General features: G+C 51.6%; 18 protein-coding genes. 7 read left to right on the top strand and 11 right to left on the bottom strand.

What is annotated here, in order from left to right; all coding sequences use genetic code 11:
• Positions 1 to 68 precede the first annotated feature (68 nt).
• From TEU_RS06905 to TEU_RS06875, 7 genes are all read left to right on the top strand, one after another.
• Positions 69 to 1,304 (top strand): 2,3-bisphosphoglycerate-independent phosphoglycerate mutase, encoded by a 1,236-nt coding sequence (locus TEU_RS06905; RefSeq protein WP_050003076.1) that lies wholly within the window; start codon positions 69 to 71, stop codon positions 1,302 to 1,304.
• A 78-nt stretch (positions 1,305 to 1,382) separates the two neighbouring features.
• Positions 1,383 to 2,213: an aldo/keto reductase gene (locus TEU_RS06900; RefSeq protein WP_050003075.1), complete on the top strand. Its 831-nt coding sequence runs from the start codon at positions 1,383 to 1,385 to the stop codon at positions 2,211 to 2,213.
• An 86-nt stretch (positions 2,214 to 2,299) separates the two neighbouring features.
• Positions 2,300 to 3,145: an Ntn hydrolase family protein gene (locus tag TEU_RS06895; RefSeq protein WP_144244830.1), complete on the top strand. Its 846-nt coding sequence runs from the start codon at positions 2,300 to 2,302 to the stop codon at positions 3,143 to 3,145.
• Positions 3,108 to 4,013 carry a hypothetical protein gene (locus tag TEU_RS06890; protein WP_050003073.1) on the top strand — a complete coding sequence of 302 codons (906 nt, stop codon included), beginning with the start codon at positions 3,108 to 3,110 and terminating at the stop codon, positions 4,011 to 4,013. The genes TEU_RS06895 and TEU_RS06890 overlap by 38 nt, the downstream gene beginning before the upstream one ends.
• Positions 4,006 to 5,148 (top strand): hypothetical protein, encoded by a 1,143-nt coding sequence (locus TEU_RS06885; protein WP_050003072.1) that lies wholly within the window; start codon positions 4,006 to 4,008, stop codon positions 5,146 to 5,148. Before TEU_RS06890 ends, TEU_RS06885 begins: the two co-directional genes overlap by 8 nt.
• The gene (locus TEU_RS06880; RefSeq protein ID WP_050003071.1) at positions 5,136 to 6,791 is read left to right on the top strand and encodes a hypothetical protein; all 1,656 of its coding nucleotides are present in this window, start codon (positions 5,136 to 5,138) and stop codon (positions 6,789 to 6,791) included. Before TEU_RS06885 ends, TEU_RS06880 begins: the two co-directional genes overlap by 13 nt.
• Positions 6,792 to 6,882: 91 nt before the next feature.
• Complete coding sequence (locus TEU_RS06875; protein WP_050003070.1) at positions 6,883 to 8,739, top strand: aldehyde ferredoxin oxidoreductase family protein; 1,857 nt, start codon at positions 6,883 to 6,885, stop codon at positions 8,737 to 8,739.
• A 521-nt stretch (positions 8,740 to 9,260) separates the two neighbouring features.
• Here TEU_RS06875 and TEU_RS06870 read toward each other — a convergent pair.
• The 11 genes from TEU_RS06870 to TEU_RS06825 form a co-directional block, all read right to left on the bottom strand.
• Complete coding sequence (locus tag TEU_RS06870; RefSeq protein WP_144244829.1) at positions 9,261 to 10,547, bottom strand: hypothetical protein; 1,287 nt, start codon at positions 10,545 to 10,547, stop codon at positions 9,261 to 9,263.
• A gap of 290 nt (positions 10,548 to 10,837) precedes the next feature.
• Positions 10,838 to 11,089 (bottom strand): hypothetical protein, encoded by a 252-nt coding sequence (locus tag TEU_RS06865; RefSeq protein WP_050003068.1) that lies wholly within the window; start codon positions 11,087 to 11,089, stop codon positions 10,838 to 10,840.
• Positions 11,090 to 11,099: 10 nt separating this feature from the next.
• The gene (locus TEU_RS11720; protein WP_158506638.1) at positions 11,100 to 11,267 is read right to left on the bottom strand and encodes a hypothetical protein; all 168 of its coding nucleotides are present in this window, start codon (positions 11,265 to 11,267) and stop codon (positions 11,100 to 11,102) included.
• A 91-nt stretch (positions 11,268 to 11,358) separates the two neighbouring features.
• Positions 11,359 to 12,084 (bottom strand): tRNA-binding protein, encoded by a 726-nt coding sequence (locus tag TEU_RS06860; RefSeq protein WP_050003067.1) that lies wholly within the window; start codon positions 12,082 to 12,084, stop codon positions 11,359 to 11,361.
• Positions 12,011 to 13,132 (bottom strand): tetratricopeptide repeat protein, encoded by a 1,122-nt coding sequence (locus TEU_RS06855; RefSeq protein ID WP_227738674.1) that lies wholly within the window; start codon positions 13,130 to 13,132, stop codon positions 12,011 to 12,013. The genes TEU_RS06860 and TEU_RS06855 overlap by 74 nt, the downstream gene beginning before the upstream one ends.
• Positions 13,133 to 13,229: 97 nt before the next feature.
• Entirely contained in the window at positions 13,230 to 14,321 is a 1,092-nt protein-coding gene (locus tag TEU_RS06850) for a hypothetical protein (RefSeq protein WP_227738673.1), read from the bottom strand.
• A 201-nt stretch (positions 14,322 to 14,522) separates the two neighbouring features.
• The gene (locus TEU_RS06845) at positions 14,523 to 14,858 is read right to left on the bottom strand and encodes a hypothetical protein (RefSeq protein WP_050003065.1); all 336 of its coding nucleotides are present in this window, start codon (positions 14,856 to 14,858) and stop codon (positions 14,523 to 14,525) included.
• Positions 14,859 to 14,863: 5 nt separating this feature from the next.
• Complete coding sequence (locus TEU_RS06840; protein ID WP_050003064.1) at positions 14,864 to 15,847, bottom strand: DHH family phosphoesterase; 984 nt, start codon at positions 15,845 to 15,847, stop codon at positions 14,864 to 14,866.
• Positions 15,844 to 16,227 (bottom strand): HEPN domain-containing protein, encoded by a 384-nt coding sequence (locus TEU_RS06835; protein ID WP_050003063.1) that lies wholly within the window; start codon positions 16,225 to 16,227, stop codon positions 15,844 to 15,846. The genes TEU_RS06840 and TEU_RS06835 overlap by 4 nt, the downstream gene beginning before the upstream one ends.
• Entirely contained in the window at positions 16,217 to 16,540 is a 324-nt protein-coding gene (locus tag TEU_RS06830; protein WP_050003062.1) for a nucleotidyltransferase domain-containing protein, read from the bottom strand. Before TEU_RS06830 ends, TEU_RS06835 begins: the two co-directional genes overlap by 11 nt.
• Before the next feature lie 33 nt (positions 16,541 to 16,573).
• Positions 16,574 to 16,882: a DUF3194 domain-containing protein gene (locus tag TEU_RS06825; protein ID WP_050003061.1), complete on the bottom strand. Its 309-nt coding sequence runs from the start codon at positions 16,880 to 16,882 to the stop codon at positions 16,574 to 16,576.
• Positions 16,883 to 16,894: the final 12 nt, after the last annotated feature.

The following is a 16,894-nucleotide window of genomic DNA, read 5'->3' as shown; positions in this document are numbered from 1 at the left end:
CGGGCCCTTTAAAAGGTTGCCCAACAAAGCTTTTTAACCGACCGGACTAATCACCCCTGGTGATAGATATGAAGCAGAGGAAGGGACTCCTCATAATCCTCGACGGACTCGGAGACAGGCCGATTAAAGAGTTTGGAGGAAAGACCCCACTGGAGTACGCCAATACCCCGAACATGGACAGGCTTGCGAAACTCGGAATCCTCGGCCAGCAGGACCCCATAAAGCCGGGCCAGCCAGCCGGAAGCGACACCGCCCACCTCAGCATCTTCGGCTACGACCCCTACAAGGTCTACCGCGGAAGGGGCTTCCTTGAGGCCCTCGGTGTCGGCCTCGACCTCGACGAGGACGACCTGGCCTTCCGTGTGAACTTCGCAACCATCGAGAATGGGATAATCGTTGATAGGAGGGCGGGAAGGATAAGCACTGAGGAAGCCCACGAGCTTGCAAAGGCGATACAGGAGAACGTCAAACTGCCCGTCGACTTCATCTTCGTTGGAGCCACCGGGCACAGGGCCGTTCTGGTCCTCAAGGGCATGGCCAAGGGCTACCGCGTCGGCGAGAATGACCCGCACGAGGCCGGCAAGCCGCCCCATCGCTTTGACTACCAGGACGAGGAGAGCAGGAAGGTCGCCGAGATTCTCGAGGAGTTCGTCAGACAGGCGCACGAGGTTCTTGAGAAGCACCCAGTCAACGAGAAGCGCAGGAAGGAGGGCAAGCCAGTAGCCAATTACCTCCTGATAAGGGGAGCCGGAACCTACCCGGATATCCCGATGAAGTTCACCGAGCAGTGGAAGGTCAGGGCTGGAGCTGTCATAGCGGTCTCGCTCGTCAAGGGCGTCGCAAGGGCGATAGGCTTCGACGTCTACACCCCCGAGGGAGCAACCGGCGAGTACAATACCGACGAGATGGCCAAGGCCAAGAAGACCGTTGAACTGCTCAAGGAGTACGACTTCGTGTTCCTCCACTTCAAGCCGACCGACGCCGCCGGCCACGACAACAACCCGAAGCTCAAGGCGGAGATGATTGAAAAGGCCGACAGAATGATAGGCTACATCATCGAGCATATCAACCTAGAGGACGTGGTCATAGCGATAACGGGCGACCACAGCACACCGTGTGAGGTCATGAACCACAGCGGAGACCCGGTTCCGCTCCTCATAGCCGGCGGTGGTGTCAGGCCGGACCACACCGAGAGCTTCGGCGAGCGCGAGTGCATGCGTGGCGGGCTCGGTAGGATAAGGGGTCACGACATAGTGCCCATAATGATGGACCTCATGAACCGCTCCGAGAAGTTTGGGGCCTGATTTTCTCATTTTTGTCCATCTTAGCGTTCAGACTGAAACTTTAAAAGAGCCAGCACTCATATTCTATCAGGTGATAGCGTGAGCACTTTTAGAGACCTGAAAGGTATTGGGGATGATAAGGTAACCGCGATAGGCCTCGGCACCTGGGGAATAGGTGGCTATGAGAGCCCCGACTACTCCAGGGACGAGGAGAGCGTCGAGGTTCTCCGCTACGGCCTTGAGCTGGGAATTAACCTCATAGACACCGCCGAGTTCTACGGCGCTGGTCATTCCGAGGAGCTCGTCGGAAGGGCCATTGAGGGTTTTGATAGGGACGAGCTATTCATCATAAGCAAGGTCTGGCCCACGAACTTTGGCTACGAAAGGGCGAAGAGAGCGGTAAGGGAGAGCGCCAAGAGGCTCGGCACCTACATTGACCTTCACCTCCTCCACTGGCCCGGGACGGAGTGGAAAAGAATAGAAGAGACCCTCCACGCCCTTGAGGAGCTGGTTGATGAGGGACTCATTCACTACATTGGCGTCAGCAACTTCGATTTGGAGCTTCTGAAACGGTCTCAGGAGGCGATGAGAAAGTATGAGATAGTCGCCAACGAGGTGAAGTACTCCCTCCGCGACCGCTGGCCCGAGACGAGCGGCCTGCTAGACTACATGAAGCGCGAGAAGATTGCCCTCATAGCCTACACCCCTCTGGAGAAGGGCTCGCTCGCGAGGAACCCCTGCCTGGCCGAGATTGGAAGAAAATATGGAAAAACATCGGCCCAGGTCGCGCTCAACTACCTGATATGGGAGGAGAACGTTATCGCTATTTCCAAGGCCGGCAGAAAGGAGCACATAGAGGAGAACGCGGGAGCGATGGGGTGGAGGCTGAGCAGGGAAGATAGGGAGAGGGCAAAGTTATGCGTGGTATAATGTTTACTTTTTCTTGAACAGATTTTTAGCTTGTTCTGTCCACAAAGGGTAAACCTTAAATTGGGAAACACTTCTCCCTAATATTAGTGTTTTGGATGACATTAGTTTTGGCTCTGAAATGGATTTGGGACAGGGAGAAAAACCACGATGCCGTTTTGATGGTCTCGGACTCCAGAGTCACGTACGGCCCTGTAACGTACGAGGCCAAGAAGATTCACCCGGTATTCGTCAATGGCATCCCCGTGGCGATAGCCGGCGGTTCCGGAGACGCCGCGATTGTCAAATACGGGTATCACGTTGTTGATACGGTCACCCAAAAATACATAGAGACTGAAGGCGAGAACACAACGCCAACTCAGGAGGAGTTTCGGTGGATTGTCGGTGAGGTGGAAAAAGCCCTGATTAAGAGGTTCAGAGAGCTTAGGGAGATGGGAATTGACGTGAGCTTCAACATGATTCTGTCAAGTGTAGACCCGAATGGGAGGGCTTCGATATATCACTTCGACAGCAGGGGACTCGCGGAGCCTGTTCACGACACTCCCGGGTTCGCAATAATTGGTTCGGGCTCTATAACCGGCGGCCTTCTGCTCCTTAGACTCCTTGGCTACTCGCCGAGAGTAGAACTTAACTGGGGCCTGCTTTCCACGTTCATAGTGGACATGGTCAGCGAAATTGACCCCTCAGTCGGCCCCTTCGTCGGCGAGAGCTGGCTCATGAGAGTTGAAGACGGAAAAGTAGCCCTCGGCGCCATAAACGAAGAGGCCCTGAGAGAGTTCAAGGAGCAGGTCAGAAAACGGAAGGAGCTGATTCAGGAGCTCATGCTCCTCTGCGATGTCCTTGGCGAGGATAAAGTTGAGGAACTCATCTTAACCTCGCTGGCGGAGGTTGGAGAAGATGAGCGACGTGAGGGAGATAATAAGGGACAGAGTTAAGGATGCCGTGGAGAAAAAGCTGGAGGACATCTTTCGTGAGTTCCTCACAAAGGAATTCGTTGAGCAGAAAAGGTACCGGGAGCTATTGGCGGTTTGGTTGATTGCACATCCAGAGTTGTACAGTTATCCAAAAATACTTGAGGTTGAATGCCACCGTCGGGAATACTGTGGGGTCGGGAACATCAGGATACTTGAATACAAAACCCTCATAGCAATCACCAAGCAGACTGTGAAATCTCACGAATCTGACATCATAGCAAGTGCTCGGAGTGCCCTTGACACCATTATTAAGAATCCAAGTTCAATAGATGAGAAGATAACTGCAAGGCAGATTTACAACAGCACAGTTAACAGTCTTGGAGATGGTATTCGGAAATACGTTGAAAACCAAGGAGACACGCTTGAATTTGAAGTTGGTTATAAATCTGTTTACATTGAACCAGCAAAGATACTCTCAAAGGCGGCAGGGTTCATCCTTGGGAATACCCCAGAGGTCGTTGAATATTTTGAAAAGGAGATTATGGAGAATATCAGAGTTCTTTCATCTGACGCAAAACTTACTGTCGTTATTTTGTCAGCATACCCAAGAATATTCCAAGGTTATTCATTTGACTTGGGAGTCCTTGATACGCTACGTGATATCGTTTCTCAGGGAACAATACACATACCAGAAACAGACAAATGGCGGCTACGGGAAGAGCTATACAAAGCTGGTCTCATCGCATCTGCAGATAAAAACATCGTCCCTCCCTTCGCACTCGACATCTGGAAGAACGCCGTCAATATAAGGGGGATAATCTCGGACGTACCGCCTGAAGTCGTAGAGAGGGTTAGGACGATACTGTCATGGAGGGGATACGATGATTGAAGAGAGGATACCCTACCATGATGAAAAGGCGTGGGAAGAGTACATAGCCCAGCTCTCCCACCTTTACGTGAAAATCGAGGGGGTTCTCAGGCTGAGGGACTGGCTGCTTGAGGAAGCAGGCGACAGAACCGTTGATGCTCTCCTCAAAGAAAACAAAATCTGGGAAAAGGTTCTGTTTGGGGGTCTGAACGAAGATGGCATAGCGAAAAACGGCCTCGCCAGGTTCTACTCCGAGATTCTCGGATTCGGGATAACCCGAGAGGATATGGAGAGGATAGTCTCCTACCTCAAGGAGGGCATAGACCTTGAGAGCGCGTCCTCCGGGGTCAAGCCAAAGCTTGTTAGGACGAATTTCACGGATTTACTTCGCTCGATGAGAGAGAACCTCGTGGAAATCTTTGATGAACTTGGGAGGAAACCACCAACGGTGGGTGAGATTTCATTGTCGTCCCCGATGACCGGGCCGCAGGTCGTTGGCGAACTCCTCTCGGCGGCAAAGGAGCTCCTGCCACTCTTTAACCCAATGTCATGCTTTATAGTCTCCATCTGCTCAACACCCCGCTTTTATCTGGAAAAGAGTTATTCCAAATTGTTCACTGAAGACGTTCAGGAGCTCCTACGTCAATACGGCATCGTTTTGGAGGACGTTATTTTACCCGACCTGCCATTGGAACGGGAGAGGAAAAGGCGGGCGGTCGTCGGGCTAAAACCGGGCACCGTCGGGCACAGAATTTACAAGGTAATCCTCGACTGCTACAGGCTCTTCCAGATTTGGGAGCTTGGAGACTTCTTCGGAGTCGAGGACGAGTTTGAGAAGTATCTGAAGGTGTACTCGGAAAGGCTGAAGGATACGATACCCTTGGACGAACTGAAGAATGTGTACCGGGCAATAACCTCCAGCTATTCCTACAATGATGACTTCAACTCCCTCAGAGTTCCTGACCCGTTCAGAGTGTATAAGAGAAACGCCACGATAAATGGGGGCAAATTAAAGTTCGAATCCGGACCGCAAAATGGAGTAAACTATACCGAGTTCATAGCATTCATAGCCCCTCTTGCGTTCTGCGGGTTTGCAGTCCTGGAGGGACAGGACAATAAAATCAACTGCCAGGTGATTATGGGATGGGAGAGCTAACGAAGACTAAAGTTAAAGTCGAAACAAAGAAAAAATGGTGGACTGAGGAAGAAATCATCGTTACTGAGGCCACTCCAAGTGCAATGGTATCAAAGGAAGAGGGCACCAAAACTACCCCCATCAAAAAGCGAACCATTAAAGTCCCCCTGCTCATACCGGTGTTTCAGAAGCCTGCTGACGTTACCATCCGAATCACGGAGACCGTATCACCCCCAGAGCCGTTTGACCTCACCAAAATCAGGCCAATTGAGAAGCTGGTGTTTCTTAAAGCTGAGAAAGTTGGAGCCATAGACGTTAGAACGGAAGTTTTCACCCCTCACTCCGTGCATCTACTTGACGCAATCACCAAAAAACTTCCAGAGGTCCACTTTGAGGAGCCCAACCCAGTGACCTTAAACGTCACTGAAGATGTTAGAACCCCACAGGGGAGAGACCTGAGTTCGTTTTCCATTCCGGTAATAACGCCGGTCTTCCTGAAATCGTCCGGCAACGTTGGTTACTCAATAACCACAGAAGTTGAGTTGCTCACCGCCACCAAGTCCGGGGGAAAAGTTCCGGAGATAGAGCTCCCTGCCGAGGACGTGTTTTCAAAGGCCTTTGGCTTAGGGGTGTCGTTCCTCCCAGAGGGGCCCGTTATAATCCTCGCTAAAAAGCCCAAAGAAAAGGAGTTTGGATACATAGAATTCCTGAAGCGCCTCCTCAGAGAGCTGTATCGTGTAAGGGTCGGTGGGTTGCCAACTGCGTACCACGTTATGTTGCCCGGAGACCCGGAGAGGTTGCAGTCTCTCAGGGCAGGAAACTCCATCTTTGTCATTGATTGGGAAGTAGGAAAGAAACCGGAAGAAGAACTGGGAAAACAACATCTACAAGCAATGACCGAAAAGGTTAGGGAGCTTTTCTCCCAGAGTTTTGGATTCTTGGTGTTTTACGGTGATAAGGAGTTCCTCAGCTGGGTGAAAGAGAAGGTGTTCGGGTTAGTGACGCACGTTTCAAACTCAAATAGCATTCGGGTGTCTCTAGTTCAAGAGTGGGTAGGAATCAAGTTAAACTCCCCCAAAAGTTTATGCAGGCTCATACACAATTTCTGGGGGTTCCATGAGGAGCATAAGGTTGCAAACATCGAGTTTGATTATCTCGCCCCATATCTTGAAAGCAAATACCGTGAGTTCGTGGAGAGCTACACGAGAACAATCCGCATAAAGGGCAAGGCCATTCCATCGGCCCTGTACATCGAAGGCAACCCGGGGGAAAGCCTGACTCATTACGCCCTGAAGGCCTTTGTGTTCGAACGGTTGGTGGAGGATTACGGCGTTAGTCCTGACGACATAGAAACCGAGTATCCCGAGGGAGATATAAGGATAGACGTGTACGTCAAAATCCGAAACCAAAACAAACCTCAAGACATTGCAATTGAAATCGAGACCTTCTACGGAGAAGCCCTTCCCCTCCTGAAACTAAGAAAGGACGTTGAGAGCAGGCTGGCAACCAAATCCGAGTTGTGGATAGTACTGCCTCCCTCTTCCTACCTGCTCTTCAAGAACGAAGTGCATGCGTTTATAAAGTGGACTTCGACAAAATATAGAGACCGGGTCAAGGTTTTCACAGTGGATGTTGAAAATAGAAAACTGATTCAAGTATCTTAGCTGTAAACCTTGCGAAATCTGCGCAACTTATATAAGCACTTCTGTTAAACTCCATTAATACAAGGCTCTTAATGGTTCGAGGTGGATTAACATGCACGGATACCATAACAGAATAGCCCGCGTGAACCTGACCGAGGGAAAGGTCACCTACGAGGAACTGCCCGACGAGGTGATAAGGAAGTTCATCGGCGGAAAGGGACTCGGATACTACCTGATTTATCGGGAGGTTCCCCCTGGGACTGACCCGCTAAGCCCGGCCAACAAGTTCGTATTTGCAACTGGCGGTTTGACCGGGTTAATTCCGGGTTCGAGCAAGGTCATAGCGGTCAGCAAGAGCCCCGAAACCAGATTAATCAGCGACTCCAGCGGTGGAGACGCCTTCGGTCCAAAGCTCAAGGGACACTTCGATGCGCTCATCATCGAGGGTAAGGCCGAGGAGCCCGTCTACCTCTACGTTCATGATGGTGAGGTGGAGATTAGGGACGCAGGGCACCTCTGGGGTAAAGGAAACTATGAGGTGGCCAAGGAACTCTGGAAGGAACACCCGAAGGCGAGCTTGGCTTTAATCGGTCCCGCTGGAGAGAGGCTCAGCAGGATTGCCAACGTGATTTACGACACCGAGCGTGCGAGCGGAAGGGGTGGCCTTGGGGCCGTCCTCGGAAGCAAGAAGGTTAAAGCAATTGTAGTTGAGCCCGGGGAGAAACCAGGGGTTGCCAGCCCGGAGGAGTTCCAGAGGCTCTGGCAGGAGTTCTACGAGCACTTCGCGACCGACCCGAAGTACGAGCATACAAGAAACTACGGCACGAGTGATGGGCTGAGGAGCTCGGCTTCGCTCGGCATGAGCCCGGCCTACAACTTCTCAAGGCCCTACATCCCCGATGAGCTTGCCAGCAAACTCGGGGGTGATGAGATTAAGAAGTACGAGGTAGAGCCCGAGTGGTTCGTCCACGGCAAGAGCTGTCCGATTAAGTGCGCCCGCTACGTAGAGGTCGAGTATAAGGGCAGGAAAATCCGCGTCAAGCCCGAGTACGAGAGCATCGCGATGCTCGGAGCGGCAACGGGCGTCTTCAACTTCCCTGCCGTTGCCTACTTCAACTGGCTCGTCAACAACCTCGGCCTCGACAGCATAGCGACGGGCAACACAATAGCCTGGTTCTTCGAGCTGGTCGAGAGGGGTCTCATAAGCGAGGAGGAGATAGGCTTCCCTGTCACGGGCTTCGGCGACGAGGAGGCCGAGGAGAGGCTCATCAGGCTGATGGCCGAGAGGAAGGGCATTGGGGCGATTTTAGCAGACGGCGTAAAGCGGGCCTGTGAGAGGCTCGGCAGGGGCTGTGAGTTCGCGGTTCACGTCAAGGGCATGGAGAGCCCCGCCTGGGACCCGCGCGGAAGGAGGACTTACGCTCTCAGCTACGCCACAGCAGATGTGGGAGCGAGCCACCTGAGGGGCTGGCCGAGGCCTCACCAGTTGCCGAACCAGGGGTCGGCCAAGGAGCTCGTCCCGTCACTCATCGAGGGCAGGGACGAGAGCTACATCACCGACATGCTCGGTGTCTGCAAGTTCGTCCCCTACAAGATGGAAGACCTTGCAAGGTTCTACTCGCTGGCAACCGGCGAGGAGTGGACGGTTGAGGGGCTCAGGAAGGTCGCCTGGGCCGTCGAGAGCATAGCAAGGATACACGATACCCTCGACTGGGTGACGCCTCCACTCGACGATACGATTCCGCCTCGCTGGTGGGAACCCGAGCCGGACGGGCCGGCCAAGGGCAACGCGGCCTTCATCGACTACAATGACTTCCTTGAGGCGAGGAGGGAGTTCTACAGGCTCAGAGGCTGGCACGAGGAGCTCGGCGTTCCGTTGCCAGAGACTATGGAGGAGCTTGGGTATCCGGAGTTCAAGAGCGATGCTGAGAGGGCTTTGGAAGTTGTGAAGAAGAGAATGGGACTGTGAACTCGCCCCTTTTTCAATTTTCCGCAAGTGACACTCCTCATCCGTACACTCAAAAGTTAGAACGACTTCCACATGATGTGGCACAATAACCCCAATCCACCAGACGTCATAGAGCTGTACCTTGAGTTTTAGTGTTTTGCGTCCTTTGAACCCAAAGGGAAGTTTGATTATTACATCCTCTCTGACCTGCTCAAGTTCAAATAAGTCCAGCGACTCAGCTGAGAAATCAACTTTAAGCCCCCTGCTTATGGGAACTTTTCTGGATACGCTGAAGCGACAGATCAAATAGCGGTAGTTAGTGGCTTCCTTGGTCGAGTTCCAGCAGGTTAGACCGCTGCTATAGGTTATTCCAGTTATACTAATCTCCCTCCCGTGAGTAAGCTCATGGTTTTGTTCTGTCAATAATGACGATTGGGAGACTACTAAATTAAAAAGAAGGGCATAAATGAAATAGAAGGTCAAGAACCTTCTAAGGTTACTCAATGTACTGCCTCTCAACTGCATATACAATTACCTCCAGATTAAGGCCTTTGTAATGAGATCCATATTGGTATTGAGTATTCCCTTGTATAAAGTCTGTCTGTCGGAAATGAGGGGTGAGGTACTGCAATCCCAGGTTTTACCGTAAGGCAGAATTTTACCATGTCTTCGTCTAGCTCATATGGCAAATGAACTGTGTATGTATAATACTGACCTATTTCATCCGCCCCTAGATAGTACAATATTACTCCCCGCGATGATATGGAGATTGGTCCTCTATAATACTTAGTCAAAACGTTTGTACCCCGGTCGTTCTTGCTTTCTGCAGACAGACCATTTAGCAAAATACCTACAAATCCCCCACCTTCAATGTAATTAGAAACAAGGTCAATGAGCGTTTTGTGCACTTCAGTAAATTGTATACTAGTACGATCCCCTCCGATAGCATCATAATTGAGTTTTATTGGAACATTTGGATATCCTGAACCGAAATAACCCCCACAGAATTCGAATTTGGTGTATAGTGAGTGGAACTTCCCGTATTTTGGTGCTACTGCATAGCCAACCGATGTAACTCCTTCAACTCCATCTTCAAGATATGCATAGTTGCTCCCTCTTTTCCTACTTCCATAGATTGTCACAACAGTTCTCCCGATTACATTGCCATCGTGGTCATAGATGTCGAAATACCTTTTTATCGGGTAAGTGTCAGGCGATGGGTAATAATACTCGGTTCTCCTCATGGGAACCATACTAGTGGAAGGAACTCTTTGAATAGAGACTTCAAACTCTCCTATATTCAGTGTTTCATTTTGAGCCAGACTAAATGTTCCAAAGGTCAGAGAGATTCCATGCCCCGTTATGGTTGAGGACTTAAATTTTGAATAAACATCACTATACAGCAAAGCAAATTTAGTATTACCATATTGGCCTATGATTGCTGATGGGACCGTCCCATAGGGGCGAGTTTCCTTAGTGCTCACACCATTAAGATCTCTGAAAGCGGGAGAATGCACATCCCACAATATTGTTAGATTCGTAGTCTCATTAGAACTGATAACGAGAATGGTTTTTAGTTTGTTTCTTTCAACAAAGGTTATCTCCGAAACAAATAGTTTCCTTAAGTGGTATTTTTTGACAATTTTTGTAAAGCTGCTATCCCTCACGATATTAGTGCTTGCAGGCTTTTGGGCTAGATTTAACATTGTCCCATCATCTAATAGGAGTTTGAATCCTTGATCAAGCCTTACATATCCCAGAGGGTTATCATCCTCTGCTGGACTGGGGATGGTGCTTGCACTTCCAGTCTCTGCCGTCACTCCAACCATCAGCAGACCCAGGAGGACTGCCAACATAGGTTTCCATCTCAAGTGGTTCACCTTCTGAGAGTTTTCATAACACTTACGAACGTTAGCATATATAAGCTTTTTCTTTTACTATAAGTAAAACTTCTTCCTTTTTTTTTCGAGTATAAATTTATTTGGAGTTGGGTTTTATGAGGGCGAGTGGTTAAAAGAAAGAAGAGTAATTAAGTACGCTGATGAATACATCCGGAAAACAAAAGGTTATTTTGTGCTCAAAAAGCCGAGCCAGAGGAGGAAGAGGGCAAAGGCAAAGCTCACCGAGAAAAACGCAACGGCGGGCTTTTTAAGGTTCTTCCTGCTTCTAAACGCAATCCGGGTATCAGAGCGACGCCGGTGAAAGCCAACGACGCCATGGCAACCACGAGAATGGGTGTGGCCTCCAAAGGAAGGTGCCGGTCAACTCCGAGCGTGTCAACGATGGCCGAGCTCCAGTAGAGGAAGAAGGGAACGGCGAAGAGGAGGAAGACACCGTAGAGAATGGCCGTGATAGCGTCTTCAATTTTCATTCGATTCACCTCACCCCGTTGTGTTGGCTACGTAGGTGAACTCCCCGTTGCAGTACCTCCCCTCGCCGTCGTAGAGGCCGAATACAGCACAGCCGTTTTCGTCAATCCTACCCCAACCGGGTATAACGTAGCAGAGACAGCTCGGGTCCTTCATCTGGAAGAGTCTGCTCCACCCCACACTTAGCCACCGTTATCATGTTTGGGGATAAACGTTTATAACTTTTGGCAGAAGAAAGTTGGAAAGCGAGCAAAAATGATTGCAGAACACCTCACCCCTTCAAAAACGCCTCGACTAAATTCCTCGTCTCGTTTAAGGCCTCCAGCGGAATGCCCTTGGGCAGACCACCGATTTCGCCCTTAACGTCCTTGAGAACGCCCTCTCCAGCGCCAAGGAACATGCCCTCGCTGACTATTCCCCTGAAATTGGCCGGCGGGAGCAACGCGACCGCCACGCGGTTTCCTTCCTTCACTGTCAGGTCGTTGGTGACGACAGTTATCGCCCTGTCGCCGATGTTGACGTTGGTGACGAGAAGCCTGTCGGCGTTAGGGTGCTTGGCGACGCTCATAACCTCGCCGACCTTAATGTCAACGGCTATGACAGGGTCGTTTATCTTGCCGAGGGCGAGGCGCTTGTCGAGGCCGAGTATAGTGTTGAGGAAGAAGCGAATCTTTGCAACCTGCTCCTCAACCTTCTCGCGCTCGTCCTTTGAGGCGTTGCTTATGAACTTGTGGTGCCAGTCCTCCCCTCCAAGGGCCTCGATAATTCCAAGGGCCTTCTCCTTCAGGGCCTTCATCTGGGGGGTCTCGATTAGCTCATTCGGCTCTATGTAGCTGTAGCGCATCGCCTGTATCTCGGGGAGCATCTCCTTGCCGAGCTTTATCGCTTTCTTCTTGTCCCAATGACCCTTAAACTTCGCCCCCTCAATCGTCTTCAGGAAGAGCTCTATCGCCTTCTCCGCCACCAGTAAGCGGTAGTCCTTGCTCGTGTCCCACATCTTCACCACCTTCGAGGACATTCAAAACCCGTCTCTTAACGCTTTCGTCCCGGATTCCCTCAGCGATTGAACGCGCCCTGGCCGGGTCTATCCTGGAGTACGCTAGGGCAACCTCCCCAAGGAGCTCAGAGGAGAGGGCAGTGTCAATGATAACTCCAGCCAGAATAAGAGGTTCTTCAAGCCGGCCAATCCGAAGCATCTTTCTGGCTATCGAGAAAATCTCCCCGTCCCTCGGCCGGAACTTGCCAACGAGGATTAAATCAAGGGCATCGTTGAATACCTGCCTGGCAAGGCGGGGCCTCTCGTGGAGAAAGAGCCAGTAGCTCAGGCGGAGCATTTCAACGGCCCTGTCCTTCAGGGGGAGGAATCGCATCACGGAGACCGCGGACTCAACCAGGCCTTTCTCAAGGAGCTCGTCCACGGCGGACCTGCCCCTCTTAAGGACGTCCCGGATAAGGTTGATTTTATCGTCGAGGTGCTTTGCCTGGAGCTTGAAGAATATCGAGGAATAGACATTTCTGGCCAGCTCGTAGAACTCAAGGGCAGTCTCATTTGGCGTCTCATCGGCACTCCTCTCTATCAGCCTGGCGACCTTTATCAGCGACGACGTTGTCGCCGAGGAAAGCCCGCGCGACGTCTGAAGGAGGTCTACGGCTTCCTTAAACAGCTCCAGTCCGTCCCTATAACGCTCGGAGAGCATGAGGTTCCGCGCTATCCCGGCCAGAACCTCCCCCCTCACTCGTGGAGAGTCTATTGTCCCGGCTATTTGCACGGCGTTTTCAAAGTAGGCCTCCGCGTCGTGATCCCTGTCGAGGGTATAGAGGGCCCGTCCAAGAATTGAGTACGCAAGGGCCTTCTCGGGCGTGCCCTTCACTGATTCAAGCGTATCGAGCATGTGGCTCAAGACTTCGTCCCGTGGAAAGGCCGTCAGGACTTCGCTCAGAGCAAGTAGCCTTCGTATCTCGTCCGCTATTGCCAGCGCACTTTTCAGGGCGTTCTTGTAGTCTCCTTTTGAGAGGTGACGCTCCACGGCCTCCACGAGAACCACCAGTCGATGAGAATAGGAAGGCAGGGTAAAAAAGGCTATCGCTAAGGTGACAACCTCGGCGTTAGCACTGTCTAAGCAGGGAAATTAAAGGGAGGCCTCACTCAACCCTGAAACACAAAACAGGAGCGGTCGTTGTGTCGGTGCTCTCCCCCATCCAGACATGGTGAGTCTCCTGCCTGTTTGAATACAAAGCGAGGTCAAAGTCAAAGGCCTTCATGCCATACTCGAACCTAACATCAATAAAGATGCCGATAATGTTCGCTTTTTCGGCGGCGGCTCTGCTTATTTTCCCCGTATCCTCAAGGGCTTCGATGAACTTCAAAGCATCTACGGCAATATTGTCCGCGCCCATGCCCCATATATTGAACGCGTAGTATCCAATGACATTGGTAGACTCATAGACCCCTTCATCTACCCACCTGTCAATGGGTGGAGTCTGGGCCTCTGGCGGTTTCGACGTTCCTCCCCTTAGGGTATCGGGATAAGCGTCCTTGATGTAGACATACTCCTCGTGCCACACCCGGCCCCCGCTGGACACCCGCCATTTTTCGTAGCGGTATGTGACGTTCATCCAGATGTAGTAGGGGGTACCCGTACCAAAACTGCCGGCGTGCTTGCCGCCCTCCCCCTTCTGGATTATGTTGTAGGAACCCAGCCTGACCCACTCTGAATCCACAAAGGCGTTGACGCTGAACCCGACTTTAAGTTCTGGGAAGTACGTGTATGAGATGTACCCGGAGGTTGAACTGTCAGGAGTCACCTGGGCCACTATCACTGGTGCCGTCCACTCGTAGGAGTCCACAAGCGTGCGGCGGTGGCGTTGGGATTGAGTGCTGTCTGTTTTCCCGGTGGAGGCATTTGAAGCGTTTTTCAGCGGCCGGAACTTTGGAGTTACCGTTTTGGACTGGGGCAGTTCGTCCCAGTCAAATCCGACGGCCTCAACGGAGACCTTTCCGTCCTCTGTGACTATTGTCAGGAGAACCAGCGGCTGGGACAGCCGTTTGTTCTTTTTGTACTCGTCCATCCAGGCCTTCCTGAGCTCACCCAGATCCAGAACAATCCTGCGGTTGTTTTTGACGTCGTATTCGGCTATCTGTCTGAACCCTTCCGGATAAAGGGCTGAAATAAAGACGTGTGCTTCTCCCGAGTCCTGAACGTTGATGAGTGCAAGGTTCATGATATAAGGCACGCGCCAGTCATTCACAGCAATGATGAGCAGAGCCCCCACCACAACAAGCGTTACAACGGCTACTTTTTTCATAACCCCACCGGACAAAACTTTAATGCCAAGCCCACATTAAGTTTTTGGTTTGTAATCGGCAGTGGCCAAACTTGGCTTATGTCTAAATGGCAAGGCGTTCAGGAGCTTCGAGAAGAAAAATTAAGCGCCTCACGGCACTTCTCGTTTCACTTTCTTATCCCAGTTCTCAAGCATCTTGTCCAGGGCCAGAAGGCTGTTCAGCCTCAGGCGGACTTTCCTGTTCTCCCAGTCTATCGAGCCCTTGAACTCGTTGAGGAGCTCAAAGACCTTCTCTGCTTCTTCCCTCGGCAGGTACTTACCATAGAACTCCTCCCCGCAGTGGGGGCACTTAAAGGCAAAACCCTCAATGGCCTCCATAAACTTCTCGCGGTCTCTGGTTATCTCCTCGGCGTTATCAATGTTCAGCATCTGCTCAATGAGCTCGCCCCAGTCGAGGGGCTTTCCGCACAGCGGGCACTTCGCCATCTCAATCACCCGTTCTCCCTGAGGAAGTTCTCAATCTCCTTTAGGATTAGTTTTATGGCCTTATCAAGGTTGGCCTTTCCGTTTGCCCCGGCGGCTCCCGCATGTCCTCCACCAGAGCCTTCAATGACGGGCCCGACCTTCTCCATGATTTTTCCGAGGTGGAGACCCTTCTTCACGAGGCTCTCCTTGGCCCTCGCCGAAATTCTCACGCCCTTCTTCTCGCTCCCGACTATCGCGATGTCTGCTCCGAGCTGGAGGAAGACCTTGCAGGCGTAGGACTCGTAGGCCGAGACCTTCGAAACCGCTATGATGTACTTCCTGAACTTTCTGATTTCGAGCCTCTGGCAGGCCTTCAGGACGGCCATCCTCTTAGCGTTATCGGTGTTCTCATCAACTACCGGGGCAACGAGGCTGAAGATTTCACCCATCTGGAGTGGAAACCTCTCCAGAATCTCACCCACGGCTTTGAAGGTCTTCGTGTTGGCAAAGCGGAAGTTAGCCGTGTCGGTGACGATTCCGGCCAGGAGGGCTCTCGCGCTTTCCTCATCAAGAAATCCGAAGTATTTGAACAGTTCCCACACGATTTCGGCAGTCGAAGTTCTGGAGGAGTCAACGACAGCTATGTCGGCCTTAATCGGCCTTTCCTTCTCGACGTGGTGGTCAACCAGTATGATGGTCTTTCCTTTGGGAATCTCAATTGGTTCGAGCTGTTCAAGGGAAGAGGTATCGAAAATCACAATTACATCTTCGTCAACGGTTGGGTCCCTCTCAACGGGGACGGGCGAGAGGGTTAGAAGTCTCTTCGCATAGGAGGAGACACTTTGGGCAACGCCTATCCTAACCTTCTCCACGCCAAGGGACTTTAAATAGCGGGCGAAGGCTATGGCAGAGCCCAGTGAGTCCGGGTCTGCGTTGTGGTGGCACAGGAGCAGGTAGGACCTGTCAAGCGAACGCTGGAGGAAGCGCTTGAGCTTAATCTTTCCCTTCATTTCAGTTCCTCCAAGGCCTTTTCAATCCTCTCAATAAAGCGTTCTGCATCTTCTACTATGCTCTCGGCCTCTTCTTCATTTGGGCGATAAGTGGGATCGTAGTCAGCCCGCTCCCTGCTTGTCTCGGCAAGTGAAAGCGCCTTTGCGTAGTATTTCTCAACGATACCGGTATTCACAAATTCAAGCCCGAATTTTGCAATAACTCCCCTATGGCTTTTTGTAACAACTCCTTTAGCACGCAGGAGGGCACTTGCCGCATAGAACATCGCATAGTATGCCCTGCTAATCGCGTCCCTGTAAAATCCATTCTCAAGAAGAACTCTGGCCGCTTCGAGAGATTCGTGGGCATCATTAAGGAGTATTTCGACCTCAGTGACCAACCCTAACCCCCTCCCTGCTCACGTTGATGTAAAACGCCGAGTTTATGCCCTTCATGAACTCGAACTCCTTGACGCTCAGGACTTTGGGGGACACGTAGATGCCGTACTTGAGAAGGTAATCAACTACAAGGTCGGCAAGCTTCTTCTGGCTCTCCCAGGAGTTTTTCTTAACAATCACGAGAATGTCAACGTCGCTTTCCTCACTGGCCTCTCCCCTTGCGACGGAGCCGAAGAGTATGACTTCGACGACGTTGTCTCCCAGCAGCCTCCTGACGTCCCTTGCGAAGGCCTCGGCTACTTCCCTGTGCCTCATTCTCCCACCGAGAAGATGTTGTCAAAACTGAATTTAACCCTTACCCGCAATCTCCCTCAGCCTTTTCTCCACTGCATCGTAGGCCTTCTCAAGGGCCTCCTCAATCAGCCTCTCCACGTCCACCTTGACGAAGACCGGGACTTCAAGGTACACCTCGATTTCAAGGTTCAGCGTGTCGTCTCTGTTTATCCTCGTCGTGACCTCTATGTCCTTGACTTCGCTCCTGTTCAGCTCGCTGAAGACGTGCTTTATTATGACGTTCTGGGCGAGCTCGCCGATGGCTATTATTTCCTCCTCGCTGAGCTCAGGGAGACCTATGTGTATAACGCCCCTCTGCTCCATGGCCACCACCAA

The sequence above is a fragment of the Thermococcus eurythermalis genome (genome assembly GCF_000769655.1).
Lineage (GTDB): Archaea > Methanobacteriota_B > Thermococci > Thermococcales > Thermococcaceae > Thermococcus > Thermococcus eurythermalis.
Note: the sequence above shows the minus strand (reverse complement) of the source record. Positions and strands in the feature narration are given on the sequence as shown.